Genomic DNA, 26,376 nt, shown 5'->3' with positions numbered 1-26,376 from the left:
GTTATCACATTAGGGGCACATGATAGCGGAGATACGCATTTCAGGGAAAGCCAGGATCGCCGACTTCTCGATCCTTCTTCCGTTTCAGAATTTTACACCGATTGTTGTTGTCGCAATTCCGAGCGCCGGTCGCGTAATGTGGCAAAAACAAACGCAACGATAAAGATAATAGTAAACAGCACCACGATCGTGGGAGCGGGAGCGCTGTCGAGGAAAAACGACAGATAAACGCCCAAAAATGAGGTGACTACCGACAGCCCTGTTGCCAACAGCAGTGCGTGGGCAAAGCGTCGGGTGAGGAGAACGGCAATCGCGCCAGGGGCTATCAGCAGGGAAATCGACAAAATGATCCCCACCGATTTCAGCGTCGCCACGATGGTCAGCGCAATCATGCAGAGTAATCCGTAGTGCAACAGCGTCGTGTTAAGACCGCAGGCCTTTGCCTGATGTGGATCGAAGGCGTGAAGCAGCAGATCTTTCCATTTGAAGACGATGACTAGCGCAATTCCGAGCGCGATGAGCGCCGTTTGCCCAATATCGCTGAGCGAAATCCCCAGCATGTCGCCAAATAAGATATGGTCGAGATGGACCTCTGACTGGATAGAGACATACAGCACCAGTCCGGCCCCAAACATTCCGGAGAAGACGATCCCCATGATGGTGTCGCGTTTGATCCGGCTATTGTCGTCGAGATACCCGGTTGCCACGGCGCAGAACAGCCCGGCGATAAACGCGCCAATCGCCAGCGGAATGCCGACGATATACGCCAGTACAATTCCCGGAAAGACGGCATGGCTCATGGCATCGCCCATGAGTGCCCAGCCTTTCAGTACCAGAAATACCGACAGCAGCGCACAGGGAACGGCTACCAGGGCGGAAACGGAAAGCGCATTCACCATAAAGTCGAACTGAAAAGGTTCCAGCAGGATGCTCAGGAACATGACGGCTCCTTACGACGTGCACGACGACGGTTCGCCAGCAGGCCGTGTTTGGGGGCGAAAACGAACGCTAACAGGAACAGCAGCGTTTGCAGCACCACGATGATCCCGCCGGTAGCGCCGTCCAGCCAGTAACTGAGCCAGGCACCGAAGAAACTGGTTACACTGCCGATCGCAACGGCAATGATAAGAAGGCGCGGGAAGCGATCGGTCAGCAGCCAGGCCGTTGCGCCGGGCGTCACCACCAGGCAGATCACCAGAAAGGCGCCCACCGTTTGTAGCGCAGCCACGGTGGACACCGACAGCAGGGTGAAAAACAGCAGCTTCAGGCGATCCGGATTCAGGCCAATCGAGCGGGCGTGGTTTTCATCAAAAAAGGTGACCATCAGATCCTTCCACTTCAGCAGCAGGATAAGCAGGGAAACCGCGCCAATAATGGCCAGTTGCACAATATCTTCCGGCGCGATCGCCAACACGTTGCCGAGAATGATGGTCTGAATATTTACCGACATCGGGTTGAGCGACACCATAAACAGCCCAATGCCAAAGAATGACGAGAAGATCAGGCCAATAATGGCGTCTTCTTTCAGCCGCGAGCGCTGGTTCAGAAACAACATACTGCCCGCCGCCAGACCACCGGAGAGGAAGGCGCCGAGCGAAAAAGGTAAGCCGAGCATGTACGCCCCGGCAACGCCAGGCACAATGGAGTGCGAAAGCGCATCGCCAATCAGCGACCAGCCTTTGAGCATTAAATAGCAGGAGAGAAAGGCGCACAGGCCGCCAACCATCGCTGAAACCCACATCGCATTGAGCATGTACTGATAGCCAAAGGGTTCCGTCAGCCAGTTCATGATGATTCTCCGCTGCCTGCCGTACGCCGGGAAATAAACGGACGTTCGTCATCGGTAATGATGTGTTCTTCGCCGCCGCTGAGCGCGACGTGGCGTAAAACGCCGCTGAATGCCAGCTCAAGGTTTTCGGCGGTAAAGGTCGTATCGGTTGGGCCGCTTGCCAGTACGGTGCCTTTGATCATCACCGTATAATCGCAGAACTCGGTGACTGAACCGAGATTATGGGTGGAGACCAGCATGGTGCGCCCCTCATCGCGCAACTCGCGTAACAGCGCAATAATGCGGGCTTCGGTTTTGACGTCGACACCGGTAAAGGGCTCATCCAGCAGAATCACCTGGCCGTCCTGGGCAATGGCTCTGGCGAGAAAGACGCGTTTTTTCTGCCCGCCGGAAAGCTCACCAATCTGCCGGTGGCGGTATTCCAGCATGTCCACCCGCGCCAGCGCAGCGTCGACGCTGGCTCGATCCGCTGCCTTTGGGCGACGCAACCAACCCATATGCCCGTAGCGACCCATCATCACCACGTCCTCCACCAGCACCGGAAATGACCAGTCGACCTCTTCTGACTGCGGCACGTAAGCAATAAGATTCTGTTTCAGCGCGTTATTCACCGGCAGTCGCAGGATAGATATCTCGCCGTCCGCCAGACGGACAAAGCCCATTAACGCCTTGAACAGCGTCGATTTTCCCGATCCGTTAACCCCTACCAGCGCGGCAATAGAGCCGCCGGGCACCTGAAAGGTGGCATCGCGTAGCGCGGTATGACCATTGCGATACGTCACCGTCACCTGATTCACGGTAATCGCCGATTGACTCATTTCTGGTTCCTCAGACCGTCGTTAATGCCGCTGACGATGGTCTCGGTAGTGACCCGCAACAGGTCGAGATAGGTGGGCACGGGGCCATCGGCGGCGCTCAGCGAATCGACATACAGCACGCCGCCGTAATGTGCACCGGACTCCCGGGCGACCTGGCGAGCCGGTTTATCCGAGACGGTGCTTTCGCTGAACACGGTGGGGATCTGATGTTGTCTTATCGCATCGATTACTTTACGCACCTGTCTTGGCGTTCCCTGCTGATCGGCGTTGATCGGCCAGAGGTACAGCTCTTTCAGATCGTTATCGCGGGCAAGATAAGAGAACGCCCCCTCACTGGTCACCAGCCAGCGTTTATCGGCAGGGATCTTTGCCAGCGCGGCATGGAGAGGGGCCAGCGTCTGGTGAATTTGCGCTTTATAACGTTCGGCATTTTTCTGGTAAACCGCGGCGTTATCCGGATCGTATTTCGCCAGCGCGTCGCGAATATTGTCGACGTAGATAATCGCATTTTCTGCAGACATCCAGGCGTGGGGGTTAGGTTTTCCGTTATACGGACCTTCGCTGATACCCATCGGTTTCACCCCGTCAGACACCGTCACGTCCGGTACGCCCGACAAATTCTGATAGAAGCGGGCAAACCACAGTTCCAGATTCAGGCCGTTAGAGAGGATCAGTTGCGCACCCTGTGCCCGCTTAATGTCACCCGGAGTGGGCTGATACTCATGAATTTCTGCGCCAGGTTTGGTGATCGAACTGACATTTGCCGCCTCGCCCGCCACATTTTGCGCCATGTCGGCAATGATGGTGAAGGTGGTAACGACGTTGAGTTTCTCTCTGGCGTAAGCCGGTGACAGCGCAAAGATGACCAGTACGCCAGCCAGCAGAGACGACGTCAGACGGGAAAGATGTGACATAGTATCCCTCCTAAAAAAGTGGTTAATTATCCATCAAATATAGCCTTTGCTATGTTATATAGCACAAGGCATATATAAAGATAGTGTTAAATGAAAATAATTCTTATTTGAGTGGTGAGGGAGATGTCACCTTCGGGTGATAGTGTCGCGAGAATTTAAGTTGTAGAATAAATGCACCTTAATGTTGTGGAGGGCGCATCATGTCCGGCAAGCGTATCGCTCGCGAAAAACTGACGATTAAAAAGATGATCGCGCTGTACGAGAGCCAGTGTCCGCAGGCTTCCGACGAGTCGGGGCACTACGACGCGCTGTTCGCCTATGCGCAAAAGCGTCTGGATAAGTGCGTCTTTGGTGAGGAGAAACCCGCCTGTAAACAGTGTCCGGTACACTGCTATCAGCCTGCAAAACGTGAAGAGATGAAGCAGATCATGCGCTGGGCGGGGCCAAGAATGCTCTGGCGTCACCCGATTTTAACCGTTCGTCATCTTATCGACGATAAACGCCCCGTGCCGGCATTACCGGAAAAATATCAGCGCAAGAAGTAGGGCGTTGGTAAGCCCGACAGCATGACGTTATCGGGCACCAGAATTACGCTTTGGTGGCAATCAGAATCGCTGAGGCTTTAATCAGCGCGATCACGCGGCTGCCCTGGCTCAGTTTTATCTCTTGCTGACTTTCATTGGTGACGACTGCCACAATCTCAAATCCGGCGTCGGTTTTGATGTGGACAGTGGCATTAACCGCGCCTTCAGTGACCTGAGAAACGCTACCGACGAACTGGTTGCGGGCTGAAAATTTCAGACCACAATCTTCTGTTGCCAGAGTGACCCACGGCGCTTTGATCAACGCAATGGCGTCTTTGCCTTTCACCAGGCCCAGCGCCTGCTGGCTGCTGTGGGTGACGATGGCGACCAGTTTTGCACCGCCAGCCAGGGTCAACTCAACTTCGTCATTCACTGCCCCTGTTGCGACTGCGCTAACCGTACCGGTCAATTGATTACGTGCTGATACCGCCATGTTGCCTCCTTTTGTTTATGTTTCACAGAGTATAGCCTGAACGACTTACACTAATGCATCCTTATCAATACCTAAGCGCTTCATGCGCGACAGCAGCGTTGTACGCTTGAGTCCGAGGCGCTGAGCCGCCCCTTTCGGACCCGCGACCACACCATTGGTCTCTTTCAGCACCCGCATGATGAGCTGATACTCGTCCTCGCCTTCCTGCGCGACTTCCGTTGCGACAGGGGGGACGTCCGGTGAGAGCATACCAACATCCGGAAGTGAGAGTTGTAGTACGCTTCCCCGCGTCAGTAGAACGGCGCGCTCAACCACGTTTTCCAGTTCACGCACGTTGCCAGGCCACTCCATATTACTGAGGATGCGCAGCGTTTCCGCCGGGATACTGTCAATGTTACGTCCCAGGCGGCGAGCGATTTTAAAGGTGAACGCTTTCACCAACAGAGGAATATCCTCCGGGCGTTCGCGCAGCGGCGGAAGCTGGATCGGAAAAACGTTGAGGCGGTAGTAGAGATCGCTGCGAAACTCGCGATCGTCGACCATTTTTTTGAGATCGCGATTAGTGGCGGCGATCAGACGCACGTCGGTCTGGATCAGCTTGTTGCTGCCCAGACGCTCAAATTCCTGTTCCTGTAAGACGCGCAGAAGCTTCGGCTGTAATTCCAGCGGCATGTCGCCGACTTCATCCAGGAATAGTGAACTTTTATCCGCCAGCTCAAAGCGGCCAATACGCTGCGCGCTGGCACCGGTGAAAGCGCCGCGCTCGTGGCCGAACAGATCGCTTTCCAGCAGTCCGGCGGGCATGGCGGCACAGTTCATCTTCACCATCCGGCGCGCGTTACGCCCGCTCAGATTATGGATAGCACGGGCAATAAGCTCTTTCCCCGTGCCGGTTTCCCCAAGGATCAGCACGGTGCTGTCGCTCTGGGCCACCATCTCGACCTGCTTGAGCACGCTGTACATTGCTTCGCTGCGCCCGATGATTTCGCCAAATTCGCTGTCGACATTATTAAGCTGTTCGGTGAGCGCCAGGTTTTCATCCACCAGCCGCTCTTTCAGTCGATGAATTTCCTGATAGGCGAGGGCGTTATCCACGGCGATGGCCACGCGCTCGGCAATCTGGCGCAGCAGGTTCAGGTTGGCGGTGGTGAACACTTTTTCTTCACACTGCGCCAGCTTGAGCACGCCGAGCATGGTATTACCCGACTTCAGCGGCAGCAGGCACAGCGTCTGGATCTGGTTGCCCCACGTATTGAACAGCATGCGTTCATAGGGGGCCAGCGCATCCCGTTCGTTCAGGTTAATCAGCAGCATCTCTTTGCTTTTAAACACCCGCTCCGTCAGGGTGCCAGCTTCATCCACTTCGCTCTGTTCGTGCGCCGGATGATTTTCATCGAGGTAGTGGGTGGAGTAAATGCTGAGCTTATTTTTGCGGTGGCTGCGAAGGACAATGCTGATGTCGTCGATATTGAAATAGTGGTGGATCTCTTTGGCGACTTCACTGACCAGTTCATCCATGTCGAGCCGGGAGAGCACGGCGTTGGTGATGGCGACCAGAATGCGAAAGTTGTCGCGTTCGCGGCACAAGAGATCGTAATCGACGTTGTTCGTGACCCGGCACTGAATTTGCTCCGCCACCACGCCAACTATCTGCGTGAAGGTTTGCAGCCGCTCGTACTCTTTTTCGCTCCAGGGGCGGTCTTCATTGCGGATGAATTCACAGCCGCCGAAAATGCGCCCATCCGCCGCCAGCGGCAGCAGGCAGTAGTGACCAAAGGGTGTATAAAGTCCGCCGCAGGCCAGCTGCGGCCAGGTTTCCGTAAATTCGTGATAATTGCAGTGCAAGGCATCAGGTCGGGAAAGAATACGGCGGACCGGGCCGTGGGCCAATACGGTTTCGTCTTCGTAGACGACAGGATTGCCGTTATCGCGCGTGACGTAATACGACGCGCGCTGCGTTTGCGCTTGCCACAGTACAATTGCCGCGCTGTCGGCAAGCGCCGAGCGCTTTACCAGTTGCGAAAGCGCCTCACTTAGCGATTGAAGATCGGGCTGCTGTAACAATGTGCGAGTGATGTCGAACAATCCTTGCTGCCCGAGATCGCTCATCGGTGTATACGACATATTGCTTTTCCAGGAAAGTACCGCTGCGCGGTGCGAAAAAGAAACTAAATTATAGATAGATATACTCGACTTCCGCCGGATGGCGGCAAAATAGCCTTATCCGGCCTACGGTTCAAAAGCGTGTGTAGGCCGGATAAGGCGTAGCCGCCATCCGGCATAATTACAGAATTAACAAATACGCGGCAGAGGTTCGGCATGCGGTAAATCCAGTGTGCGCTTCACGCCGTAAAGACCGGCCAGACGCACACCTTTACGTTCGACGACGTCGCCAATCAGTGCCGCATCGCGCCCCAGCGGATGGGCATGCAAGGCAGCCAACACCTGCTCTGCCGCCTGACGTTTAACCGCAATCACCAGCTTGCCTTCGTTAGCGAAATTAAGCGCATCCAGACCCAACAGTTCACAGACTCCACGAACGGCGGGCTTCACGGGAAGTGCGGATTCGGACAGCTCAATCCCGCAACCACTGGCAGCAGCAAACTCGTGGGCGACCGCGTTCACGCCGCCACGCGTCGCGTCGCGCAGAGCTTTCACGCCGGGGATATCGCGCAGCGACTGAATCAGCGGTGTCAATACCGCGCAATCGCTGACCAGTTCACCATCCAGCCCCAGTTGTTCACGCAGATTAAGAATGGTTGCCCCGTGATCGCCCAGCGTCCCGCTGACCAGCAGCACATCACCTGCACTCAGGGTTTGTGCGCCCCAGTGAATATTGGCCGGGATCGCCCCCATGCCCGCGGTGTTAATAAACAGTTTGTCCGCCGCGCCGCGCTGAACGACTTTGGTATCGCCGGTGACGATTGCAATGTTAGCCTCGCGCGCGGTGGCGGCCATGCTGCTCACCACGCTTTTCAGCGTCTCCATCGGCAGCCCTTCTTCGAGGATAAAACCGCAGGAGAGATAGCGAGGGATCGCGCCGCTGACGGCGACGTCGTTGGCGGTACCGCAGATCGCCAGCTTGCCGATATTACCGCCGGGGAAGAACAGCGGATCAATGACATAGCTGTCAGTGGAGAAGGCTAACCGATCGCCTTCTGCGACCAGTTGCGCCAGTTCAAGCCGCGCCTGATCTTCTTGTTCCGCCAGCCACGGGTTGGCAAAGGCTTCCATAAACAGGCTGTTAATCAGCTGCTGCATGGCCTGACCGCCACTGCCGTGGGCGAGTTGTACGCTGTTCATGCTTCACACTCCTGCTGACGATACTGATACCAGGCGGCGCATGCGCCTTCTGAAGAGACCATCAGCGCGCCGAAGGCGGTCTCTGGATTACAGGTCTTGCCAAACAGCGGGCACTGATGCGGTTTACATTTCCCGGTCAGCACTTCGCCGCAGCGGGCACGCGGATCGTCGTAAACCTGTTGGGGGGCCGGGCGGAAATGCGCTTCGGCATCAAAACGCTGGTAATCGGGCGTCAAATGCACACCGGACGATTCAATCACCCCCAGGCCGCGCCACTCACTGTCGCCAGTAACGCAAAATACCTCGGCAATAGCCTGTTGCGCCAACAGGTTACCGGCATCGGGCACCACGCGGCGGTACTGATTTTCGACCTGACTGTGGGCCGCTATTTTCTGCTCAACCAGCATCAGGACGCCTTGCAGTAGATCAAGGGGTTCGAATCCCGCGACCACCAGCGGACGATGAAATTCACTGGCAATAAAATGATAGGCTTCAGTGCCGATAACCATGCTGACGTGGCCTGGCGCGAGGAACGCGTCGATGCCGTTGTCGGGCTGTTCCAGCAGACTGCGCAGGGTCGGAATGAGCGTGATGTGCTGACAGAAGAAGTAAAAGTTCTGCACGTCGCGCAGTTTCGCCTGTTGCAGGGTAATGGCGGTCGTCGGCATGGTGGTTTCAAAGCCGAGACCGAAGAAAACGACTTTGCGCGACGGGTTTTCCTGCGCCAGTTTGAGCGCATCCATCGGCGAGTAGACGATGCGAATGTCCGCACCGCGCGATTTCGCCTGTAACAGCGATCCCTGTTTCCCCGGCACGCGCATGGCGTCGCCAAAGGTACAGAAAATCACCTCCGGATGGCTGGCAATTTCCACGCAACTGTCGATACGCCCCATCGGCAACACGCAGACCGGACAGCCCGGGCCGTGGATGAACTCCACGTTTTCGGGGAGCAACTGGTCGAGGCCGAATTTAAAGATGGCGTGCGTATGGCCGCCACAAACTTCCATAATGCGCAGCGGACGTTCGGCGGTGTACGGCAGATGCGCGGCACGTTCACGCAGGTGCTCAATCAGTTGCATCACCTGTTCCGGCGCGCGGTATTCATCAACAAAACGCATTATTTTCCCTCGCCATACAGCAGAGCGCCGACGTCAGGCTCAACATCAAACATGTTCTGGAGCGCATCGAGCGTGTCGCGCGCTTCGGCTTCGTTAATCACGCTCATGGCAAAACCGACGTGGACCAGTACCCACTGGTTCAGACGGGGTTCACCGTGCTCATCGCAACTGCCGACCAGCGTCAGATCGACGTCGCGCTGAATACCGCAAACGTCGACTTTCGCCAGGTTACCTTCAATGGTGCGGATTTGGCCGGGAACGCCTATGCACATCGCTGTGCCTCCAGCCAGTTCAGCCACAGATCCATCCCTTCGCCGCTGGTGGCGGAAATCAGGATGATCTCGATATCCGGGTTGACTTCCCGGGCGCTGGCAATGCACTTCTCAACGTCGAAATTCAGGTACGGCAGCAGGTCGACTTTGTTGAGCAGCATCAGCGAGGCGGCAGCGAACATATGCGGGTATTTCAGCGGCTTGTCTTCGCCTTCAGTGACAGAAAGCACTGCCACTTTATGGCGTTCGCCGAGATCAAAACTCGCCGGGCAGACGAGATTGCCGACGTTTTCGATAAACAGAATACCGTGGTCTGCCAGCGGCAGACGCGGCGCGGCATCGGCAATCATCTGCGCGTCAAGGTGACAGCCTTTGCCGGTGTTGACCTGAATGGCCGGCGTGCCGGTGGCACGAATGCGCGCCGCATCGTTGACCGTCTGCTGGTCGCCTTCAATAACGGCACACGGCACGCTGTCTTTCAGCTTCATCAACGTTTCGGTGAGCAGGGTCGTTTTACCGGAGCCTGGACTGGAGACGAGGTTGAGCACCAACTGCTGGCGCGCGGCGAAGCGGGTGCGGTTGCGCTCAGCCAGCCGGTTGTTCTTATCCAGCACGTCGATTTCCACTTCCAGCATACGACGCTGGCTCATACCTGGCGCGTGGGTTCCGGCTTCACCGTGACCGTAGTGCAGATCGCCTTCTTCAGTCTGGCTCGGGGTGAATTCGGACGTTTTGATGCCAGTAATATTCAGCGCCGGGCGAGCTGCCGGGGCAAAAGGCGCGCTGCGAAACGCGGAATGAGGGTTATGCTCATCACCCTCTATATAAAGGTTGCCTTCAGCGCAACCACATGTTGTACACATCGCTCACTCCTGATCTATTTCTATTCGTCGAATCTGTAATCCGTCATCAGCCACGATCTGCAGCGTGTCGCTATTGCATTGCGGACAACGGCGTACGCGCTGGGTGAGTAAGGTGACGTATTGCTGACAGGATTCACACCAGCATTCGGCTTCTTGTTCCTCGAGGTGCAGTTTACAACCTTCCGCAACGGTGCCACGGCATACCAGATCAAAACAAAAGGAGAGAGCGCTGGTTTCTACGCAAGAAAATGCGCCAATTTTGAGCCAGACCCCAGTTATCCGTTTTGCGCCGTGCGCGACGGCCTGTTGTTCGATCAATTCCAGCGCCCGCTGGCAAAGGGTAATTTCGTGCATGTCGCCTCCCGATGTTATGGGCAGGGTTAAGCAATAACTATGCCAGCCTGAAAATTGCGTGCGTTAGCCGATGACGATGATGACGAAATGACATGTCATCTGGACGTCGACATCCGTCATTTATTTTTAAATTCATGCAAAAACAATTAGTTAAAAACTGGCATGGAAAATGCTTATGGCAGGCTATCTCTGTTAAACGGGTAACCTGACATGACTATTTGGGAAATAAGCGAAAAAGCCGATTACATCGCGCAGCGGCATCGTCGCCTACAGGACCAGTGGCATATTTACTGTAACTCGCTGGTTCAGGGGATCACCCTGTCGAAAGCGCGTTTGCATCATGCGATGAGCTGCGCGCCGGATAAAGATCTCTGCTTCGTGCTGTTCGAACACTTTCGTATCACCGTCACGATGGCGGATGGCTTCAACAGCCACACCATCGAGTATTACGTCGAAACAAAAGATGGCGAAGATAAACAACGGATTGCACAGGCGCAATTGAGCATTGACGGCAAAGTGGACGAGCGGGTCAGCAACCGTGACCGCGAGCAGGTGCTGGAACACTATCTCGATAAAATCTCCAGCGTCTATGACCGACTGTATACCGCCGTTGAGAGCGGATCGCCGATCAATCTGAGCCAACTGGTGGCGGGACAAAACCCAGCGGCCTGAACGCGGCGCTTTGCGTTGTGACGTCGTGTCATCGGTTGTCACGGCGATTTGAGGGACAGACGTGTCGATAAGTGTCGATACTGACATTTCATCGGCATGTTTTCGTCAAAAATGACTATCACCTGAGGAATGCCTGGTGAATCGTTTTGTAATTGCTGACTCCACGCTCTGTATCGGCTGCCACACCTGTGAGGCCGCCTGTTCAGAGACGCATCGCCAGCACGGCTTGCAGTCTATGCCGCGCCTGAAAGTGATGCTGAATGAAAAAGAATCTGCGCCGCAGCTTTGCCACCACTGTGAAGATGCCCCCTGCGCCAGCGTATGTCCGGTCAACGCCATTAACCGGGTGGATGGCGCTGTGCAGCTCAATGAAAGCTTGTGCGTGAGCTGCAAACTGTGCGGCATCGCCTGTCCGTTTGGCGCGATCGAATTTTCCGGCAGCCGTCCGCTGCATATCCCGGCCAATGCCAATACCCCAAAAGCCCCGCCTGCACCACCGGCACCGGCTCGCGTCAGCACACTGCTGGACTGGGTTCCGGGCGTGCGCGCCATTGCGGTGAAATGCGACCTGTGCAGCTTTGATGAACAAGGCCCGGCCTGCGTGCGGATGTGTCCAACCAAAGCCCTGCATCTGGTGAACAACATGGATATCGCCCGCGCCAGCAAACGCAAACGTGAGCTGACGTTTAATACCGACTTCGGCGATCTCTCCTTGTTTCAGCAGGCTCAGAGTGGGGATGCAAAATGAGCGCAATTTCACTGATCGTAAGCGGCGTGGCCTGGTTTGCCGCCGCCGCCGTCCTGGCATTTCTGTTCTCTTTTCATAAAGCGCTGAGCGGCTGGATCGCCGGCGTGGGCGGCGCGGTTGGCAGTCTGTGCACCGCGGCGGCGGGTTTCACCGTACTGATCAACGCTGTCGCCGTGAGCGGCGTGATGCCGTTTATCGGTCACGGCGTGCAAATCACCCCGCTGAATGCCATCTGGCTGATTACGTTAGGGCTGTGCGGGCTGTTCGTCAGCCTGTACAACATCGACTGGCATCGTCATCCGCAGGTCAAAGCGAACGGCCTGCTGGTGAATCTGCTGATGGCGGCGGCGGTGTGCGCCGTTGCTGCCAGTAATCTCGGCACGCTGGTGGTGATGGCGGAAATTATGGCGCTGTGCGCCGTGTTCCTGACCGGTTGTAGCAAAGAAGGCAAGCTGTGGTTTGCGCTGGGACGTCTCGGTACGCTGCTGCTGGCGATTGCCTGCTATCTGGTGTGGCAGCGCTATGGCACCCTGGAGCTGCGTCTGCTCGATCTGCGCACGCAGGAACTGCCGCTGGGCTCCGACATCTGGCTGCTCGGCGTGGCGGGCTTTGGTCTGCTGGCGGGGATCATTCCACTGCACGGCTGGGTACCGCAGGCACATGCGAATGCCAGCGCACCTGCTGCCGCCCTGTTCTCCACCGTGGTGATGAAGGTCGGTCTGCTGGGTATTCTCTCTTTATCGCTGATTGGCGGTAATGCGCCGCTGTGGTGGGGTGTGCTGCTGCTGATACTCGGCATGATCACCGCGTTTGTCGGCGGTCTGTATGCGCTGATGGAGCACAATATTCAGCGACTGCTGGCGTATCACACCCTGGAAAACATCGGCATTATTCTGCTCGGTCTGGGCGCAGGCGTGACCGGGATTGCCCTCAATCAACCGGCGCTGATTGCCCTTGGCCTGACCGGCGGTCTCTACCACCTGGTGAACCACAGCCTGTTCAAAAGCGTACTGTTCCTCGGTGCGGGCAGCATCTGGTTTCGTACCGGACATCGCGATATCGAAAAGCTGGGCGGCATCGGCAAACGCATGCCGGTGATTTCTATCGCTATGTTGGTCGGGCTGATGGCGATGGCCGCACTGCCGCCGCTGAACGGCTTCGCCGGTGAGTGGGTTATCTATCAGTCTTTCTTCAAACTGGGCAACAGCGGCGCGTTTATTGGTCGTCTGCTGGGACCATTACTGGCGGTTGGACTGGCGATCACCGGTGCGCTGGCGGTGATGTGTATGGCGAAAGTGTATGGCGTCACCTTCCTCGGCGCGCCGCGCACGAAAGAGGCGGAAAACGCCTGCTGTGCGCCGATCCTGATGGGTATCAGCGTCGTGGCGCTGGCGATTTGCTGTGTGCTGGGCGGTGTTGCCGCGCCGTGGCTGCTGCCGCTGCTGGCGACCGCCGTCCCTCTGCCGCTGGAAACCGCCAATACCACCGTTTCGCAGCCGATGATCACGCTGCTGCTGATAGCCTGTCCGCTGTTGCCGTTCATCCTCATGGCGATGTTCAAAGGCAACCGTCTGCCGTCGCGTTCACGCGGTACGGCATGGGTCTGCGGTTACGATCACGAGCAGTCAATGGTCATTACCGCGCACGGTTTCGCGATGCCGGTGAAGGAAGCTTTTGCTCCGGTCCTCAAACTGCGGAAGTGGCTTAACCCGGTAGCGTGGGTTCCGGGCTGGCAGAGCGCGGCTGTGCCGGTTCTGTTCCGTCGTCTGGCGCTGATTGAGCTGGCCGTGCTGGTGGTGATTGTGGTTTCACGAGGAGCCTGAGAATGAGTGTTTTATATCCGTTAGTTCAGGCGCTGGTGTTGTTTGCCGCCGCGCCGCTGCTATCCGGCGTGACCCGCGTGGCACGTGCCCGTCTGCACAATCGCCGCGGTCCGGGCGTATTGCAGGAATATCGTGACATTATCAAACTGCTGGGCCGCCAGAGCGTCGCGCCAGCGGACGCCGGGTGGGTCTTTCGCCTGACGCCGTTTGTGATGGTCGGCGTGATGCTGACTATCGCGACCGCGCTGCCGGTGGTGACCGTCGGCTCTCCGCTGCCGCAACTGGGCGATTTGATAACCCTGATTTACCTGTTCGCCATCGCCCGTTTCTTCTTTTCCATTGCCGGTCTGGATACCGGTAGCCCGTTCACCGCGATCGGTGCCAGCCGTGAAGCAATGCTCGGCGTGCTGGTTGAGCCGATCCTGCTGCTGGGTTTGTGGGTCGCCGCGCAGGTGGCCGGTTCCACCCATATCAGCAATATCACCGATACGATCTACCACTGGCCGACGGCCCACAGTATTCCGCTGATTCTGGCGCTGTGCGCCTGCGCCTTCGCCACCTTTATCGAAATGGGCAAACTGCCGTTCGATCTGGCGGAAGCAGAACAGGAGTTGCAGGAAGGACCGTTGACCGAATACAGCGGCAGCGGTTTTGCGGTGCTGAAGTGGGGCATTAGCCTGAAACAGCTGGTGGTACTGCAAATGTTTGTCGGCGTGTTCCTGCCGTGGGGACAGATGGAAGCGTTCAGCATGGGGGGACTGCTGCTGGCGCTGGTGGTTGCCATCGTCAAGCTGCTCGTCGGCGTGCTGGTGATTGCCCTGTTCGAAAACAGCATGGCGCGTCTGCGTTTTTGCGCCACTTCACGCGTGACCTGGGCCGGTTTTGGGTTTGCGTTTTTAGCGTTCGTCTCCTTGCTGGTGGCGTGATTTAAGAGAGTTTGAGCATGTCTGAAGAAAAATTAGGTCAACAATACCTTGCTGCACTGCACCAGGCGTTTCCTGGCGTGGTGCTGGACGAAGCCTGGCAGACCAGGGATCAGCTGACGATCACTGTGAAGGTCAATTATCTGCCGGAAGTGGTCGAATTCCTGTACTACAAGCAGGGTGGGTGGCTCTCTGTGCTGTTCGGCAACGATGAACGCCAGTTGTGCGGTCACTACGCCGTGTACTACGTGCTGTCGATGGAGCAGGGCACCAAATGCTGGGTAACGGTGCGTGTTGAGGTCGATCCGAACAAGCCGGAATACCCGTCCGTTACGCCGCGCGTGCCTGCGGCGGTGTGGGGCGAGCGCGAAGTGCGCGATATGTACGGTCTGATCCCGGTCGGTTTGCCGGACGAACGCCGTCTGGTGTTACCGGATGACTGGCCGGATGAACTCTATCCGCTGCGTAAAGACAGCATGGATTACCGTCAGCGCCCGGCACCGACCACCGATGCTGAGACTTATCAGTTCATCAACGAACTGGGTGACAAGAAAAACAACGTGGTGCCGATTGGCCCGCTGCACGTCACTTCGGATGAGCCGGGACACTTCCGCCTGTTCGTTGACGGCGAAAATATTATCGACGCCGATTATCGCCTGTTCTATGTCCACCGCGGCATGGAGAAACTGGCGGAAACCCGGATGGGTTACAACGAAGTCACCTTCCTGTCGGATCGCGTCTGCGGTATCTGCGGCTTTGCCCACAGCACCGCGTATACCACTTCGGTTGAAAACGCGATGGGCATTGTGGTGCCGGAACGCGCGCAGATGATCCGCGCCATTCTGCTGGAAGTGGAGCGTCTGCACTCCCACCTGCTGAACCTTGGCCTGGCCTGTCATTTCACCGGGTTCGACTCCGGTTTTATGCAGTTCTTCCGCGTACGCGAAACCTCCATGAAGATGGCGGAGATCCTGACCGGGGCGCGGAAAACCTACGGTCTGAACCTGATCGGCGGGATTCGTCGCGATCTGCTGAAAGAGGACATGATTCAGACCCGCCAACTGGCGCAACAGATGCGTCGCGACGTGCAGGAACTGGTGGATATGTTACTCAGCACACCAAACATGGAACAGCGCACCGTGGGTATTGGTCGTCTGGATCCGGAAATCGCGCGTGATTTCAGTAACGTTGGGCCGATGGTTCGCGCCAGCGGTCACGCCCGTGACACCCGCGCCGATCACCCGTTTGTCGGTTACGGCCTGCTGCCGATGACGGTTCACAGCGAACAGGGTTGTGATGTGATCTCGCGCCTGAAGGTGCGTATCAACGAAGTGTATACCGCGCTGAATATGATCGACTTCGGTCTGGACAACCTGCCTGGCGGTCCGCTGATGGTAGAAGGCTTTACCTACATCCCGCATCGCTTTGCGCTGGGCTTCTCCGAAGCGCCGCGCGGTGATGATATCCACTGGAGTATGACCGGCGACAACCAGAAGCTGTACCGTTGGCGCTGTCGTGCGGCGACTTACGCCAACTGGCCAACTCTGCGCTATATGCTGCGCGGCAACACCGTTTCTGATGCACCGCTGATTATCGGTAGCCTTGACCCTTGCTACTCCTGTACCGACCGCATGACCGTGGTGGATGTGCGTAAGAAGAAGAGCAAAGTCGTGCCCTACAAAGAACTTGAGCGCTACAGCATTGAGCGTAAAAACTCGCCGCTGAAATAAGGAATCGCCATGTTTACCTTTATCAAAAAAGTCATCAAAACCGGCGCGCCGACTTCGTCTTATCCGCTGGAGCCGATTGCGGTTGATAAAAACTTCCGCGGCAAGCCGGAGCATTATCCGCAGCAGTGTATTGGCTGCGCGGCCTGCGTGAATGCCTGTCCGTCGAATGCGCTGACGGTGGAAACCGATCTCGCCCGTGGCGAACTGGCCTGGCAGTTCAACCTTGGGCGCTGCATTTTCTGCGCCCGCTGCGAAGAAGTGTGCCCGACGGCGGCGATCAAGCTTTCGCAGGAGTACGAACTGGCGGTATGGAAGAAAGAAGATTTCCTCCAGCAGTCTCGTTTTGCGCTGTGCAACTGCCGCGTGTGTCACCGTCCTTTCGCCGTCCAGAAAGAGATTGATTACGCCATTGCGCTGCTCAGGCACAACGGCGACAGCCGCGCGGAGCATCACCGCGAAAGCTTTGAGACCTGCCCGGACTGCAAGCGCCAGAAGTGCCTGGTGCCGTCCGACCGTATTGAACTGACTCGCCATATGAAAGAGGCCAGCTGATGAGCAATTTATTAGGCCCGCGTGACGCAAACGGTATTCCGGTACCGATGACGGTGGATGAGTCCATCGCCAGCATGAAGGCGTCATTGCTGAAAAACATCAAGCGTTCAGCGTATGTTTACCGCGTGGACTGCGGCGGCTGTAACGGTTGCGAAATTGAAATTTTTGCAACGTTGTCACCGCTGTTCGATGCCGAACGCTTCGGTATCAAAGTCGTACCGTCGCCGCGTCATGCGGACATTCTGCTGTTCACTGGCGCGGTCACCCGCGCGATGCGCTCTCCGGCGCTGCGTGCCTGGCAGTCAGCGCCCGATCCGAAAATCTGTATCTCTTACGGCGCTTGCGGCAACAGCGGTGGCATTTTCCACGACCTGTACTGCGTCTGGGGCGGCACCGACAAAATTGTGCCGGTGGATGTGTATATTCCAGGATGCCCGCCGACGCCTGCGGCTACGCTGTACGGTTTCGCGATGGCGCTGGGCCTGCTGGAGCAGAAAATTCATGCTCGCGCCCCAGGCGAACTGGATGAACAGCCTGCGGAAATTCTGCACCCGGAAATGGTGCAACCGCTGCGCGTGAAGATTGATCGCGAAGCGCGTCGTCTGGCGGGCTATCGCTACGGGCGACAGATTGCTGATGACTACCTGCGACAGCTAGGTCAGGGTGAACATCAGGTGGCGCGCTGGCTGGAAGCGGAAAGCGACCCACGTCTCACTGAGATCGTTTCGCATCTGAATCAGGTTGTTGAAGAGGCGCGTATCCGATGAGTGAAACGGTGGTGTTCAGTCAACTGAGCCGTAAGTTTATTGATGAGAACAATGCGACACCCGCAGAGGCGCAGCAGGTTGTCTATTACAGCCTGGCGATTGGCCATCATCTTGGGATCATCGACTGTCTTGAAGCGGCGCTGACCTGTCCGTGGGATGCATATCTGGCGTGGATTGCCACGCTGGAAGAGGGGAGCGAGGCCCGTCGAAAGATGGAAGGGGTGCCGAAGTACGGGGAGATCGTCATCGATTTTAACCATGTGCAAATGCTGGCGCACGCGTTCGATCGGGCGCTTGCCGTACAGACTCCGGAGCAGCAGGCATGGAGTAAACAGATGCTCGGCATGCTGCACGATATTCATCAGGAGAGTGCCATCTACCTGATGGTGAGGAGACATCGTGACTGACGTTTTATTGTGTGTTGGCAACAGCATGATGGGGGATGACGGCGCGGGTCCGCTACTGGCAGAAAAATGTGCGGCGCAGGCGAAGGGCAACTGGGTGGTCATCGACGGAGGCAGTGCGCCGGAAAATGACATCGTGGCCATCCGCGAACTGCGCCCGGATCGTCTGCTGATCGTGGATGCTACCGATATGGGGCTGAATCCCGGCGAAATCCGCATCATTGATCCTGACGATATCGCCGAAATGTTCATGATGACGACCCATAATATGCCGCTGAACTATCTGGTCGATCAGCTCAAAGAAGACGTCGGTGAGGTGATCTTCCTCGGTATTCAGCCGGATATTGTCGGATTTTATTATCCCATGACTCAGCCGATTAAGGATGCCGTCGACACCGTTTACCAGCGTCTCGACGGTTGGGAAGGCCACGGCGGTTTCGCGGAACTGGACGCGTCGTGATGTTCATGCCGGATGACGGTTTGGCCTCATCCGGCCCGTTCTTCTTTCACCTGTTCAATCACTAATTTCCCCTGCATCACCGCCACATTGACGATGGTGCCGGTAGGAAAACCGGCCTGTTCCAGCCAGTCGCCGTTAATGGTTAACGACGCATGCCGGCTATAGCGGCGCGTGTTGCCGGTTTTTGGATCTTCATGGCGCTTTCTGACATAGCTCACCTTTAAACGACGAAAGGGCCTGCTGATAGCGACTTCAGGACTGTCAGTCTCAATAGTCATAAACGATTCCTTGTTGCCCACGGGTAGAAGAATATACCTGTATAAAATGCCAGTAAAAGAGGGGAAGGGCAAACCGGAAACTGGAAGGGAGATAGCGGAAACAGAATGCAAATGATGTAACGGGAAAGGGAGGGAAGACCGGTAGAGGCCGGACAGCGAGAGCGCCATCCGGCATCTTGTTTAGGTCAGATCCTGTCCGTTGCTGGCGATCACTTTTTTATACCACCAGAACGATTTTTTACGGGTTCGTGCAAGCGTACCGTTTCCGGCATCATCGCGGTCGACATAGACGAATCCATATCGTTTGCTCATTTCCCCCGTTGACGCGGCCACCAGATCAATACAGCCCCAGGTGGTGTAACCCATCAGCGGCACGCCATCCTCAATGGCGTCAGCCATGGCCCGGATATGTTCGCGCAGATAGCTGATGCGATAATCGTCATTAATGTTGCCGTCGGCATCGATTTCATCTTTTGCCCCAAGACCGTTTTCCACCAGAAACAGCGGTTTCTGATAGCGGTCGTACATCATGTTCATTGTGATGCGCAGGCCAAGCGGGTCTATTCCCCAACCCCAGTCGCTTACCTGAAGGTATGGGTTGCGAAGCGACTTCACCACGTTTGCGGCACTGGTGTTCTTTGTATTCATCTCAGCCGACGCGCAGCGCGACGCGTAATAGCTGAAAGAGACAAAATCGACGGTATTTTTCAGGATGGCATCATCTTCCGGGGTTTTCTCTATCACCACGCCTTTCTCGCGGAACACGCGGGCAGAGTAAGCCGGATACGCCCCGCGCGCCTGCACGTCAATGAAGAACAGGTTTTCACGATCTTTTTCCAGCGCCGTCCAGACATCTTCCGGTTTACAGGAGTAGGGATAAAAATTTCCCCCTGCCAGCATACAACCCACCTGGTTCTGCGGGTTTACCTCATGGGCGATTTTCGTCGCCAGCGCGCTGGCAATCAGCTCGTGGTGCGCGGCCTGATATTTCACCTGATCCTGATTTTCCCCCTCTTCAAACACCAGCCCCGCGCCGGAGAATGGGCTGTGCAGCATGATGTTGATTTCATTGAAGGTCAGCCAGTATTTCACCAGACCATCGAAGGTTTCAAAACAGGTACGTGCATAGCGAGTGAAAAAATCCACCATCTTGCGGTTACGCCAGGAGCCGTATTCGGTGACCAGATGCATCGGCACATCGAAGTGGCACAACGTCACCAGCGGTTCAATACCGTACTTTTTGCACTCGGCAAATACCGCGCGATAGAACGCAATGCCTTCCTCGTTTGGCGTCAGTTCGTCGCCGTTGGGATAGAGACGGCTCCAGGCAATCGAGGTACGAAAGACGGTGAAGCCCATTTCCGCCATCAGGGCGATATCGTCTTTATAGCGATGGTAAAAATCGATCGCCTGATGGCTTGGATAGAATTCGTCATTCCGCAGTTGGAAGCGTTTCTCCAGTCCCAGTTTGACCGGCATGCGATGTTCGCCGTGCGGGATCATATCGACGGTGGTCAGCCCTTTGCCGCCCTCCCGGTATGCCCCTTCAGACTGGTTGGCGGCCAGCGCGCCGCCCCATAAAAATCCTTGCGGAAATACAGCCATAGTAAACCTCAGTGAATAACAGTCAGACGCTGGCGCTTTTTACCGCGGACGGTTGCGCCGCCTGGTTTTTTCGTGCCTGTGCGGCTGCATCCTCGACGGGGATATCCTCAAAGCCCAGCAGCAGCGTCAGGACAAACGACAACACGACCGCCAGCGCCATGACGCCGAACACCCAGACGATGGTCATTGGGTTGGCCGGATCGAAAAACTGAACGCTGGTAAACAGGCCCGGTGCCGCCATTGAGTGGCTGGCGAGCCCGGCCATACCAGCGACGGCGCCACAGATGAAGCCGCTGATAAGACTCGCAATCAGCGGACGTTTCAGGCGTACCGCCACACCGTAGAGGGCGGGTTCTGAAATCCCCGCCATGATAGCCGAGGCCGCCGCTGCCAGTGCGGTCTGGCGCAGTTCCGGGTTTTTCGTTTTCCAGGCAACCGCCAGCGAGGAGCCGCCGAGCGACAGGTTGGCACCAATTTCGGACGGCATTACCATCCCTTCTTTACCCGTTTCGGCGATGGTCTGGATGATGGTCGGCGTAAAGACGCGGTGCATCCCGGTCATCACCAGCAGCGGCCACAGTGCGCCCATAATGGCGACAGACAGCCAGCCGAGATAGCCGTGAATGGTATAGACCAGCGCGGAAATTGCGCTACCGATCCAGATGCCAATTGGCCCAATCAGGACGATGGCAAGCGGTGCGGCGATCAGTACGATCAGCATGGGTTTCAGGAAGTTTTTGGTGACCGCGGGCGTAATGCGATCCACCCAGCGTTCGATATACGACAAACACCATGTCATGACCAGCGCCGGAATAACCGTATAGGTATATTTCACCGCGGTGACCGGGATCAGCGCGAATTCAACGTGCTCGCCCTGTGCCGCTTTCGCCATCAGATCGATAAAGCTCGGATGCACCAGCACCCCGGCAATGGCGATCGCCAGCGACATGTTGGTTTTGAATTTAATCGCCGCCGAGGCAGCCACCATTAACGGCAGGAAGAAGAAGGCACCATCGCCGATCACGGTCAGGATCGTTAAGGTGGAAGAGCCTTTTTCCAGCACGCCGGTCATTTCAAGGATCATCGCCAACAGTTTGAGCATCGATCCACCGATAATCGCCGGGATCAGCGGTGACATGGTGCCGATCAGCGCATCCAGGATCCCCGCGCCAATGCGTTTTAGCGTCAGCTTCGGTTTGCCGACGGGTTCTGCTGGTTGCATATCGCCCGGCAGCAGGCTAACGACTTCCCGATACGCCTGGGAGACGGTATTGCCGATGATGACCTGACACTGGTTGTCGCTGCGAACCACGCCGAGTACACCGCTGAGAGTTTTGAGCGTGGCGCTGTCGACCCGCGCGTCATCTTTCACGACGAAACGCAGACGCGTCATGCAGTGTGTCACTGCGGTGATGTTGTCGACGCCGCCCAAAGCCGTCACCACGGCGCGCGCCAGCGCTGCATAATTCTTGGACATAGGATTTTTATCCTGTTTTATCAGTAGGGTACGTTTTATTTTGCCGCTCGCTCGCCTGAACGATCGTCGGTGATGAAACGTTGATGAGAAACCGGTTCCACAAAATCATGAATAGATTGTGTTAATCAGGCAATATTTAATTTTATCTATTTTCGTGAATTGTGATTTGAATCACTCGTGGTTTTTTGGCGTGATTTAGCATCAAGGACAACCGCGTAGCGGTGAAGTACACTGCATCTCATTGCGAGAAAAGGAAGAAAAATTATGACGACGATGCTGGAGGTAGCGCAGCGGGCCGGAGTGTCGAAGGCGACGGTCTCCAGGGTGCTTTCAGGGAATGGCTACGTCAGCCAGGAAACGAAGGATCGCGTATTTCAGGCGATTGAAGAGAGCGGTTATCGGCCAAACCTGCTGGCGCGTAGCCTTGCGGCGAAAACCAGTCAAACGCTGGGACTTGTGGTGACCAACACCCTCTACCACGGCGTCTATTTCAGCGAGTTACTGTTTCACACCGCGCGGATGGCGGAAGACAAAGGTCGTCAGTTGCTGCTTGCCGATGGTAAGCACAGCGCCGAAGAAGAGCGCCAGGCGATCCAGTATCTGCTGGACTTGCGCTGCGACGCCATCATGATCTACCCGCGTTTTCTCAGCGTGGATGAGATCGATAAAATTATCGACAGCCACTCGCAACCGATTATGGTGCTTAACCGCCGGTTACGAAAAAATAGCAGCCACTGCGTCTGGTGCGATCAAAAGCAAACCAGTTTTAACGCCGTGGCGGAACTGATTGCCGCAGGCCATCAGCAGATTGCCTTTATTACCGGCTCAATGGACTCCCCTACCGGGGTTGAACGTCTGTCGGGGTACAAAGAGGCGCTGACCCGACACGGCATCGCCGTCAATGACGAGCTGATCGTCAACGGCAAATGGACGCCTGCCTGCGGTGCGGCGGGGGTGGACACGCTGCTTTCACGTAACGCGACGTTCAGCGCGCTGGTGGCCAGCAATGACGACATGGCGATTGGGGCCATCAAACAGTTGCATGACAAAGGACTGGTTGTGCCATCGCAGGTGTCGGTGATCGGTTTTGACGATATCGCAATGGCACCCTACACCATACCGGCGCTCTCCAGCGTCAAAATTCCAGTGACGGAGATGATTCAGGAGACCATTGGTCGACTCATCTTCATGCTGGACGGCGGGGCGTTTACGCCACCGAAAAGCTTCACCGGCACGCTGATCCGCCGCGATTCTGTTGCGCCTGTCACGGCGCAGTAAAAATTGTCACCCGTCATCGTCATTCGTGACGATGACACCGCAATGGTCGCCCCCTGTTTTTAAATATCGTTAAATTACAGCAAGATAAAAACTGGCATGATTTGTGAATGTTTCGGCACATTATCTGTCATTGCTGGAGAGTTTGATGAACCGTTTCATCATTGCAGACGCCAATAAGTGCATTGGTTGCCGTACCTGTGAGGTGGCCTGCGTGGTCTCCCATCAGGAAAACCAGGACTGCGCGTCACTGACCCCTGAAACCTTTTTACCCCGTATCCATGTGATCAAAGGCGTCAATGTCTCGACGGCGACGCTGTGCCGCCAGTGTGAGGACGCGCCGTGTGCGAACGTTTGTCCGAACGGTGCCATCAGCCGTGATAAAGGCTTTGTCCACGTCATGCAGGAACGTTGCATTGGCTGTAAAACCTGCGTGGTGGCCTGCCCGTATGGGGCAATGGAAGTGGTGGTGCGTCCGGTCGTGCGTAATAGCGGCGCAGGCCTGAACGTGCGGGCGGAAAAAGCAGAAGCTAACAAGTGCGATCTCTGCCATCACCGTGACGCCGGTCCGGCCTGTATGGAAGCCTGCCCGACGCACGCCCTGATTTGTGTTGATCGCAATAAGCTCGAGCAACTCAGCGCAGAAAAACGTCGTCGCGCGGCGCTGGAGTCCTCTGCATCGCTGCTTTTCTAATCCCTGAAAATCCGCGTAAAATACGGTAGTACTTATGCCGGATGGCGATGCTCATGCATCTTATCCGGCCTACTGTTCGCATCCCCGTAGGCCTGATAAGCGTAGCGCCATCAGGTAAACCGGGATAGATGACTGCGGAAACGACTTAATGGCACTAAACAATCACTCCGGCGTACAGCTACGTATTCGCGGCAAAGTGCAGGGCGTCGGCTTTCGCCCCTTTGTCTGGCAACTGGCGCAGCAACTGCAATTACACGGCGATGTCTGTAATGACGGTGATGGCGTCGTCGTTCGCCTGCTGGAAGAACCCTCCACGTTTATCGCTGAACTGCATCAGCACTGTCCGCCGCTGGCGCGTATCGACAGCGTGGAGAGTGAGCCATTTCACTGGGGACAGCAGCCCACCGAGTTCAGCATCCGCCAGAGCGCGGGCGGCACGATGAACACCCAGATTGTGCCCGACGCCGCCACCTGCCCGGAATGTCTTGCTGAAATGAACACGCCCGGTGAGCGGCGTTATCGCTATCCGTTTATCAACTGTACCCACTGCGGCCCGCGTTTTACCATTATCCGGGCGATGCCCTACGACCGTCCGTTTACCGTGATGGCGTCATTTCCGCTCTGTCCGCAATGCGATAAGGAGTACCGCGACCCGTATGACCGTCGTTTTCACGCCCAGCCGGTGGCTTGCCCGGCGTGTGGTCCGCATCTGAGCTGGTTGAGCGGCGGACGACAGGCGGAAAAGGACGCGGCATTGCTGGCTGCGGTTGAGATGCTGAAGGCGGGGGGCATTATCGCGGTTAAGGGCATCGGCGGGTTTCATCTGGCCTGCGATGCGCGAAACGGCGATGCGGTAGCAACTCTTCGCGCGCGTAAGCGCCGTCCAGCAAAACCGCTGGCGGTGATGCTGCCCGATGACAGCGGCTTGCCAGATGCGGCAAGTCGGCTGCTGAAAACACCCGCCGCGCCGATTGTGCTGGTGGATAAACAGCATGTTTCCTCGCTGTGTGACGGTATTGCCCCTGGGCTTGCAGAAGTTGGTGTGATGCTGCCCGCCAATCCGCTGCAGCATCTGCTGCTCCAGGAACTGAAGGGTCCGCTGGTGATGACCTCCGGCAATCTCAGTGGTAAACCTCCGGCCATCAGCAACGAACAGGCGCTTGAAGATTTACAGGATATTGCCGGGGGTTTCCTGTTGCACAATCGCGACATCGTGCAGCGCATGGACGACTCCGTGGTGCGTCAAAGCGGCGAAATGCTGCGTCGCTCGCGGGGATATGTCCCGGACGCGCTGGCGCTGCCGCCGGGTTTTCGCGACGTGCCGCCGATGCTTTGTCTGGGGGCGGATTTGAAAAACACCTTCTGCCTGGTGCGCGGTGAGCAGGCGGTGATCAGCCAGCATCTTGGCGATCTCAGCGACGACGGGATCCAGCATCAGTGGCGTGACGCGCTGCGGTTGATCCAGAATATCTATGACTTCACGCCGCAGCGTCTTGTTTGCGATGCCCATCCAGGATACGTCTCCAGCCAGTGGGCCAGCGAGATGAGCCTGCCGACAGAAAGTGTGTTGCATCATCATGCCCATGCTGCGGCCTGTCTGGCTGAACACGGCTGGCCGCTGGACGGTGGCGATGTCATCGCCCTGACGCTGGACGGCATCGGAATGGGTGAAGCGGGCGCGCTGTGGGGCGCAGAGTGTCTGCGGGTGAGCTACCGTGAGTGCGAGCACCTTGGAGGGCTGCCCGCCGTGGCGCTTGCCGGTGGCGATCTCGCTGCAAAGCAGCCCTGGCGTAACCTGTTAGCGCAGTGTCTGCGTTTTGTGCCGGACTGGCAGCGCTATCCGGAAACCGCCGGCGTGCAGCGGCAGAACTGGAGCGTGCTGGCGCGCGCGATTGAGCGCGGGATTAACGCACCGCAGGCCTCGTCCTGTGGGCGTCTGTTTGATGCGGTTGCCGCAGCGCTGAACTGCGCGCCAGAATCGCTCAGCTATGAAGGTGAGGCCGCCTGCACGCTGGAGGCGCAGGCGTCGCAATGCGCGGGCGTTAAACACCCGGTGACGTTGCCGCTGTCGGGTAATCAACTGGATCTGGCGACCTTCTGGTCGCAGTGGCTGAACTGGCAGGCAACGCCGGCCGAACGCGCATGGGCCTTCCACGATGCGCTGGCGCAAGGGTTTGCGGCGATGATGCGTGAACAGGCCACCGCGCGTGGTATCGACACGCTGGTGTTCGGCGGTGGGGTGATGCACAACCGGTTACTGTCGGCTCGGCTGGCTTATTATCTGGCGGATTTCACGCTGTTGTTCCCGCAGCAGTTACCGGCCGGTGACGGCGGACTGTCGCTGGGGCAGGGGGTGATTGCCGCAGCGCGCTGGCTGAACCATCGTGATATGCCGGATGGCGACGCGTAGCGTCTTATCCGGCCTACAATGCGGCACATGCCGTAGGCCGGACACCACGTCACTTATACGCTGACAGTGGCAGGACGGATGGCGACGAATAGCGTTACAACGCGTAACAT

At 56.9% G+C, this 26,376-nt stretch carries 27 protein-coding genes; 13 read left to right on the top strand and 14 right to left on the bottom strand.

The window, feature by feature from the left end:
- Positions 1 to 92 precede the first annotated feature (92 nt).
- The 4 genes from sitD to OGY35_RS09815 are packed head-to-tail and all read right to left on the bottom strand — an operon-like array spanning position 93 to position 3,521.
- Complete coding sequence (gene sitD / locus OGY35_RS09830) at positions 93 to 941, bottom strand: iron/manganese ABC transporter permease subunit SitD (protein ID WP_286632170.1); 849 nt, start codon at positions 939 to 941, stop codon at positions 93 to 95.
- Positions 932 to 1,789 carry an iron/manganese ABC transporter permease subunit SitC gene (gene sitC, locus OGY35_RS09825; protein ID WP_152402499.1) on the bottom strand — a complete coding sequence of 286 codons (858 nt, stop codon included), beginning with the start codon at positions 1,787 to 1,789 and terminating at the stop codon, positions 932 to 934. Before sitC ends, sitD begins: the two co-directional genes overlap by 10 nt.
- Positions 1,786 to 2,607: an iron/manganese ABC transporter ATP-binding protein SitB gene (sitB, locus tag OGY35_RS09820; protein WP_152402501.1), complete on the bottom strand. Its 822-nt coding sequence runs from the start codon at positions 2,605 to 2,607 to the stop codon at positions 1,786 to 1,788. Before sitB ends, sitC begins: the two co-directional genes overlap by 4 nt.
- Positions 2,604 to 3,521, bottom strand: a complete 918-nt coding sequence (locus OGY35_RS09815) for a metal ABC transporter substrate-binding protein (protein WP_286632169.1) — start codon at positions 3,519 to 3,521, stop codon at positions 2,604 to 2,606. Before OGY35_RS09815 ends, sitB begins: the two co-directional genes overlap by 4 nt.
- 200 nt (positions 3,522 to 3,721) lie before the next feature.
- Here OGY35_RS09815 and OGY35_RS09810 point away from each other — a divergent pair, with 200 nt between their 5' ends.
- Positions 3,722 to 4,066 (top strand): nitrous oxide-stimulated promoter family protein, encoded by a 345-nt coding sequence (locus OGY35_RS09810; protein WP_152402506.1) that lies wholly within the window; start codon positions 3,722 to 3,724, stop codon positions 4,064 to 4,066.
- A gap of 43 nt (positions 4,067 to 4,109) precedes the next feature.
- On the opposite strand, the gene OGY35_RS09805 is transcribed toward OGY35_RS09810, so the two are convergent.
- The 7 genes from OGY35_RS09805 to hypA all read right to left on the bottom strand — a co-directional run bounded on the left by OGY35_RS09805 (position 4,110) and on the right by hypA (position 10,448).
- A complete protein-coding gene (locus OGY35_RS09805; protein ID WP_286632168.1) occupies positions 4,110 to 4,538 on the bottom strand; it encodes a TOBE domain-containing protein in 429 nt (142 codons plus the stop codon).
- 45 nt (positions 4,539 to 4,583) lie between these two features.
- Positions 4,584 to 6,662 (bottom strand): formate hydrogenlyase transcriptional activator FlhA, encoded by a 2,079-nt coding sequence (flhA, locus tag OGY35_RS09800; RefSeq protein ID WP_152402510.1) that lies wholly within the window; start codon positions 6,660 to 6,662, stop codon positions 4,584 to 4,586.
- 168 nt (positions 6,663 to 6,830) lie between these two features.
- Positions 6,831 to 7,841 (bottom strand): hydrogenase maturation carbamoyl dehydratase HypE, encoded by a 1,011-nt coding sequence (hypE, locus tag OGY35_RS09795; protein ID WP_286632167.1) that lies wholly within the window; start codon positions 7,839 to 7,841, stop codon positions 6,831 to 6,833.
- On the bottom strand, positions 7,838 to 8,959 hold the full coding sequence (gene hypD / locus OGY35_RS09790) for a hydrogenase formation protein HypD (protein WP_286632166.1): 1,122 nt from the start codon (positions 8,957 to 8,959) through the stop codon (positions 7,838 to 7,840). The genes hypE and hypD overlap by 4 nt, the downstream gene beginning before the upstream one ends.
- On the bottom strand, positions 8,959 to 9,231 hold the full coding sequence (locus tag OGY35_RS09785) for a HypC/HybG/HupF family hydrogenase formation chaperone (protein ID WP_178826878.1): 273 nt from the start codon (positions 9,229 to 9,231) through the stop codon (positions 8,959 to 8,961). The genes hypD and OGY35_RS09785 overlap by 1 nt, the downstream gene beginning before the upstream one ends.
- Entirely contained in the window at positions 9,222 to 10,094 is an 873-nt protein-coding gene (gene hypB, locus OGY35_RS09780; protein ID WP_286632165.1) for a hydrogenase nickel incorporation protein HypB, read from the bottom strand. Before hypB ends, OGY35_RS09785 begins: the two co-directional genes overlap by 10 nt.
- Before the next feature lie 3 nt (positions 10,095 to 10,097).
- Positions 10,098 to 10,448 (bottom strand): hydrogenase maturation nickel metallochaperone HypA, encoded by a 351-nt coding sequence (gene hypA, locus OGY35_RS09775; protein ID WP_042322631.1) that lies wholly within the window; start codon positions 10,446 to 10,448, stop codon positions 10,098 to 10,100.
- Between the two features lie 210 nt (positions 10,449 to 10,658).
- On the opposite strand from hypA, the gene hycA reads away from it, so the two are divergent.
- From hycA to hycI, 9 genes are all read left to right on the top strand, one after another.
- Complete coding sequence (gene hycA / locus OGY35_RS09770) at positions 10,659 to 11,120, top strand: formate hydrogenlyase regulator HycA (protein WP_152402517.1); 462 nt, start codon at positions 10,659 to 10,661, stop codon at positions 11,118 to 11,120.
- A gap of 136 nt (positions 11,121 to 11,256) precedes the next feature.
- Entirely contained in the window at positions 11,257 to 11,868 is a 612-nt protein-coding gene (hycB, locus tag OGY35_RS09765; protein WP_286632164.1) for a formate hydrogenlyase subunit HycB, read from the top strand.
- The gene (hycC, locus tag OGY35_RS09760; RefSeq protein ID WP_286632163.1) at positions 11,865 to 13,691 is read left to right on the top strand and encodes a formate hydrogenlyase subunit 3; all 1,827 of its coding nucleotides are present in this window, start codon (positions 11,865 to 11,867) and stop codon (positions 13,689 to 13,691) included. The genes hycB and hycC overlap by 4 nt, the downstream gene beginning before the upstream one ends.
- Positions 13,692 to 13,693: 2 nt before the next feature.
- Positions 13,694 to 14,617, top strand: coding sequence for a respiratory chain complex I subunit 1 family protein (locus OGY35_RS09755; RefSeq protein WP_286632162.1), 924 nt, complete (start codon positions 13,694 to 13,696; stop codon positions 14,615 to 14,617).
- Positions 14,618 to 14,634: 17 nt separating this feature from the next.
- Complete coding sequence (gene hycE, locus OGY35_RS09750) at positions 14,635 to 16,344, top strand: formate hydrogenlyase subunit HycE (RefSeq protein ID WP_178825991.1); 1,710 nt, start codon at positions 14,635 to 14,637, stop codon at positions 16,342 to 16,344.
- A gap of 9 nt (positions 16,345 to 16,353) precedes the next feature.
- Positions 16,354 to 16,896, top strand: a complete 543-nt coding sequence (locus OGY35_RS09745; RefSeq protein WP_286632161.1) for a formate hydrogenlyase complex iron-sulfur subunit — start codon at positions 16,354 to 16,356, stop codon at positions 16,894 to 16,896.
- Positions 16,896 to 17,663, top strand: a complete 768-nt coding sequence (gene hycG / locus OGY35_RS09740; RefSeq protein WP_152402528.1) for a formate hydrogenlyase subunit HycG — start codon at positions 16,896 to 16,898, stop codon at positions 17,661 to 17,663. Before OGY35_RS09745 ends, hycG begins: the two co-directional genes overlap by 1 nt.
- Positions 17,660 to 18,070 (top strand): formate hydrogenlyase maturation HycH family protein, encoded by a 411-nt coding sequence (locus tag OGY35_RS09735; RefSeq protein WP_178825987.1) that lies wholly within the window; start codon positions 17,660 to 17,662, stop codon positions 18,068 to 18,070. Before hycG ends, OGY35_RS09735 begins: the two co-directional genes overlap by 4 nt.
- Entirely contained in the window at positions 18,063 to 18,527 is a 465-nt protein-coding gene (hycI, locus tag OGY35_RS09730; protein ID WP_200112147.1) for a hydrogenase maturation peptidase HycI, read from the top strand. The genes OGY35_RS09735 and hycI overlap by 8 nt, the downstream gene beginning before the upstream one ends.
- Before the next feature lie 26 nt (positions 18,528 to 18,553).
- On the opposite strand, the gene OGY35_RS09725 is transcribed toward hycI, so the two are convergent.
- From OGY35_RS09725 to ascF, 3 genes are all read right to left on the bottom strand, one after another.
- A complete protein-coding gene (locus OGY35_RS09725) occupies positions 18,554 to 18,805 on the bottom strand; it encodes a SymE family type I addiction module toxin (protein ID WP_152402534.1) in 252 nt (83 codons plus the stop codon).
- 180 nt (positions 18,806 to 18,985) lie between these two features.
- Positions 18,986 to 20,410, bottom strand: coding sequence for a 6-phospho-beta-glucosidase (locus OGY35_RS09720; protein WP_286632160.1), 1,425 nt, complete (start codon positions 20,408 to 20,410; stop codon positions 18,986 to 18,988).
- Positions 20,411 to 20,432: 22 nt separating this feature from the next.
- Complete coding sequence (gene ascF, locus OGY35_RS09715; protein ID WP_286632159.1) at positions 20,433 to 21,887, bottom strand: PTS cellobiose/arbutin/salicin transporter subunit IIBC; 1,455 nt, start codon at positions 21,885 to 21,887, stop codon at positions 20,433 to 20,435.
- 264 nt (positions 21,888 to 22,151) lie between these two features.
- Here ascF and OGY35_RS09710 point away from each other — a divergent pair, with 264 nt between their 5' ends.
- The 3 genes from OGY35_RS09710 (at position 22,152) to hypF (ending at position 26,266) form a co-directional block, all read left to right on the top strand.
- Positions 22,152 to 23,165, top strand: coding sequence for a LacI family DNA-binding transcriptional regulator (locus tag OGY35_RS09710; protein WP_286632158.1), 1,014 nt, complete (start codon positions 22,152 to 22,154; stop codon positions 23,163 to 23,165).
- A 145-nt stretch (positions 23,166 to 23,310) separates the two neighbouring features.
- Entirely contained in the window at positions 23,311 to 23,856 is a 546-nt protein-coding gene (gene hydN, locus OGY35_RS09705; RefSeq protein WP_152402542.1) for an electron transport protein HydN, read from the top strand.
- 148 nt (positions 23,857 to 24,004) lie between these two features.
- Entirely contained in the window at positions 24,005 to 26,266 is a 2,262-nt protein-coding gene (gene hypF / locus OGY35_RS09700; protein WP_286632157.1) for a carbamoyltransferase HypF, read from the top strand.
- The last annotated feature ends 110 nt before the right edge of the window (positions 26,267 to 26,376 follow it).

The sequence above is a fragment of the Citrobacter sp. Ct235 genome, from assembly GCF_030332305.1.
In the GTDB taxonomy this organism is placed as follows: Bacteria; Pseudomonadota; Gammaproteobacteria; order Enterobacterales; family Enterobacteriaceae; genus Citrobacter_A; species Citrobacter_A telavivensis.
This window is presented reverse-complemented; position numbering and strand designations above follow the sequence as displayed.

Excerpts from the sequence above, each read along its gene's own strand:
- hypD (WP_286632166.1), bottom strand. The coding sequence starts at position 8,959 with ATGCGTTTTGTTGATGAATACCGCGCGCCGGAACAGGTGATGCAACTG.
- hypB (WP_286632165.1), bottom strand. The coding sequence starts at position 10,094 with ATGTGTACAACATGTGGTTGCGCTGAAGGCAACCTTTATATAGAGGGT.
- hypA (WP_042322631.1), bottom strand. The coding sequence starts at position 10,448 with ATGCACGAAATTACCCTTTGCCAGCGGGCGCTGGAATTGATCGAACAA.
- hypF (WP_286632157.1), top strand. The coding sequence starts at position 24,005 with ATGGCACTAAACAATCACTCCGGCGTACAGCTACGTATTCGCGGCAAA.
- hycE (WP_178825991.1), top strand. The coding sequence starts at position 14,635 with ATGTCTGAAGAAAAATTAGGTCAACAATACCTTGCTGCACTGCACCAG.
- ascF (WP_286632159.1), bottom strand. The coding sequence starts at position 21,887 with ATGTCCAAGAATTATGCAGCGCTGGCGCGCGCCGTGGTGACGGCTTTG.
- OGY35_RS09725 (WP_152402534.1), bottom strand. The coding sequence starts at position 18,805 with ATGACTATTGAGACTGACAGTCCTGAAGTCGCTATCAGCAGGCCCTTT.
- sitC (WP_152402499.1), bottom strand. The coding sequence starts at position 1,789 with ATGAACTGGCTGACGGAACCCTTTGGCTATCAGTACATGCTCAATGCG.
- OGY35_RS09735 (WP_178825987.1), top strand. The coding sequence starts at position 17,660 with ATGAGTGAAACGGTGGTGTTCAGTCAACTGAGCCGTAAGTTTATTGAT.
- hycC (WP_286632163.1), top strand. The coding sequence starts at position 11,865 with ATGAGCGCAATTTCACTGATCGTAAGCGGCGTGGCCTGGTTTGCCGCC.
- OGY35_RS09815 (WP_286632169.1), bottom strand. The coding sequence starts at position 3,521 with ATGTCACATCTTTCCCGTCTGACGTCGTCTCTGCTGGCTGGCGTACTG.
- OGY35_RS09810 (WP_152402506.1), top strand. The coding sequence starts at position 3,722 with ATGTCCGGCAAGCGTATCGCTCGCGAAAAACTGACGATTAAAAAGATG.
- flhA (WP_152402510.1), bottom strand. The coding sequence starts at position 6,662 with ATGTCGTATACACCGATGAGCGATCTCGGGCAGCAAGGATTGTTCGAC.
- OGY35_RS09805 (WP_286632168.1), bottom strand. The coding sequence starts at position 4,538 with ATGGCGGTATCAGCACGTAATCAATTGACCGGTACGGTTAGCGCAGTC.
- OGY35_RS09785 (WP_178826878.1), bottom strand. The coding sequence starts at position 9,231 with ATGTGCATAGGCGTTCCCGGCCAAATCCGCACCATTGAAGGTAACCTG.
- OGY35_RS09720 (WP_286632160.1), bottom strand. The coding sequence starts at position 20,410 with ATGGCTGTATTTCCGCAAGGATTTTTATGGGGCGGCGCGCTGGCCGCC.
- OGY35_RS09710 (WP_286632158.1), top strand. The coding sequence starts at position 22,152 with ATGACGACGATGCTGGAGGTAGCGCAGCGGGCCGGAGTGTCGAAGGCG.
- hypE (WP_286632167.1), bottom strand. The coding sequence starts at position 7,841 with ATGAACAGCGTACAACTCGCCCACGGCAGTGGCGGTCAGGCCATGCAG.
- hydN (WP_152402542.1), top strand. The coding sequence starts at position 23,311 with ATGAACCGTTTCATCATTGCAGACGCCAATAAGTGCATTGGTTGCCGT.
- sitB (WP_152402501.1), bottom strand. The coding sequence starts at position 2,607 with ATGAGTCAATCGGCGATTACCGTGAATCAGGTGACGGTGACGTATCGC.
- hycA (WP_152402517.1), top strand. The coding sequence starts at position 10,659 with ATGACTATTTGGGAAATAAGCGAAAAAGCCGATTACATCGCGCAGCGG.
- OGY35_RS09755 (WP_286632162.1), top strand. The coding sequence starts at position 13,694 with ATGAGTGTTTTATATCCGTTAGTTCAGGCGCTGGTGTTGTTTGCCGCC.
- OGY35_RS09745 (WP_286632161.1), top strand. The coding sequence starts at position 16,354 with ATGTTTACCTTTATCAAAAAAGTCATCAAAACCGGCGCGCCGACTTCG.
- hycG (WP_152402528.1), top strand. The coding sequence starts at position 16,896 with ATGAGCAATTTATTAGGCCCGCGTGACGCAAACGGTATTCCGGTACCG.
- sitD (WP_286632170.1), bottom strand. The coding sequence starts at position 941 with ATGTTCCTGAGCATCCTGCTGGAACCTTTTCAGTTCGACTTTATGGTG.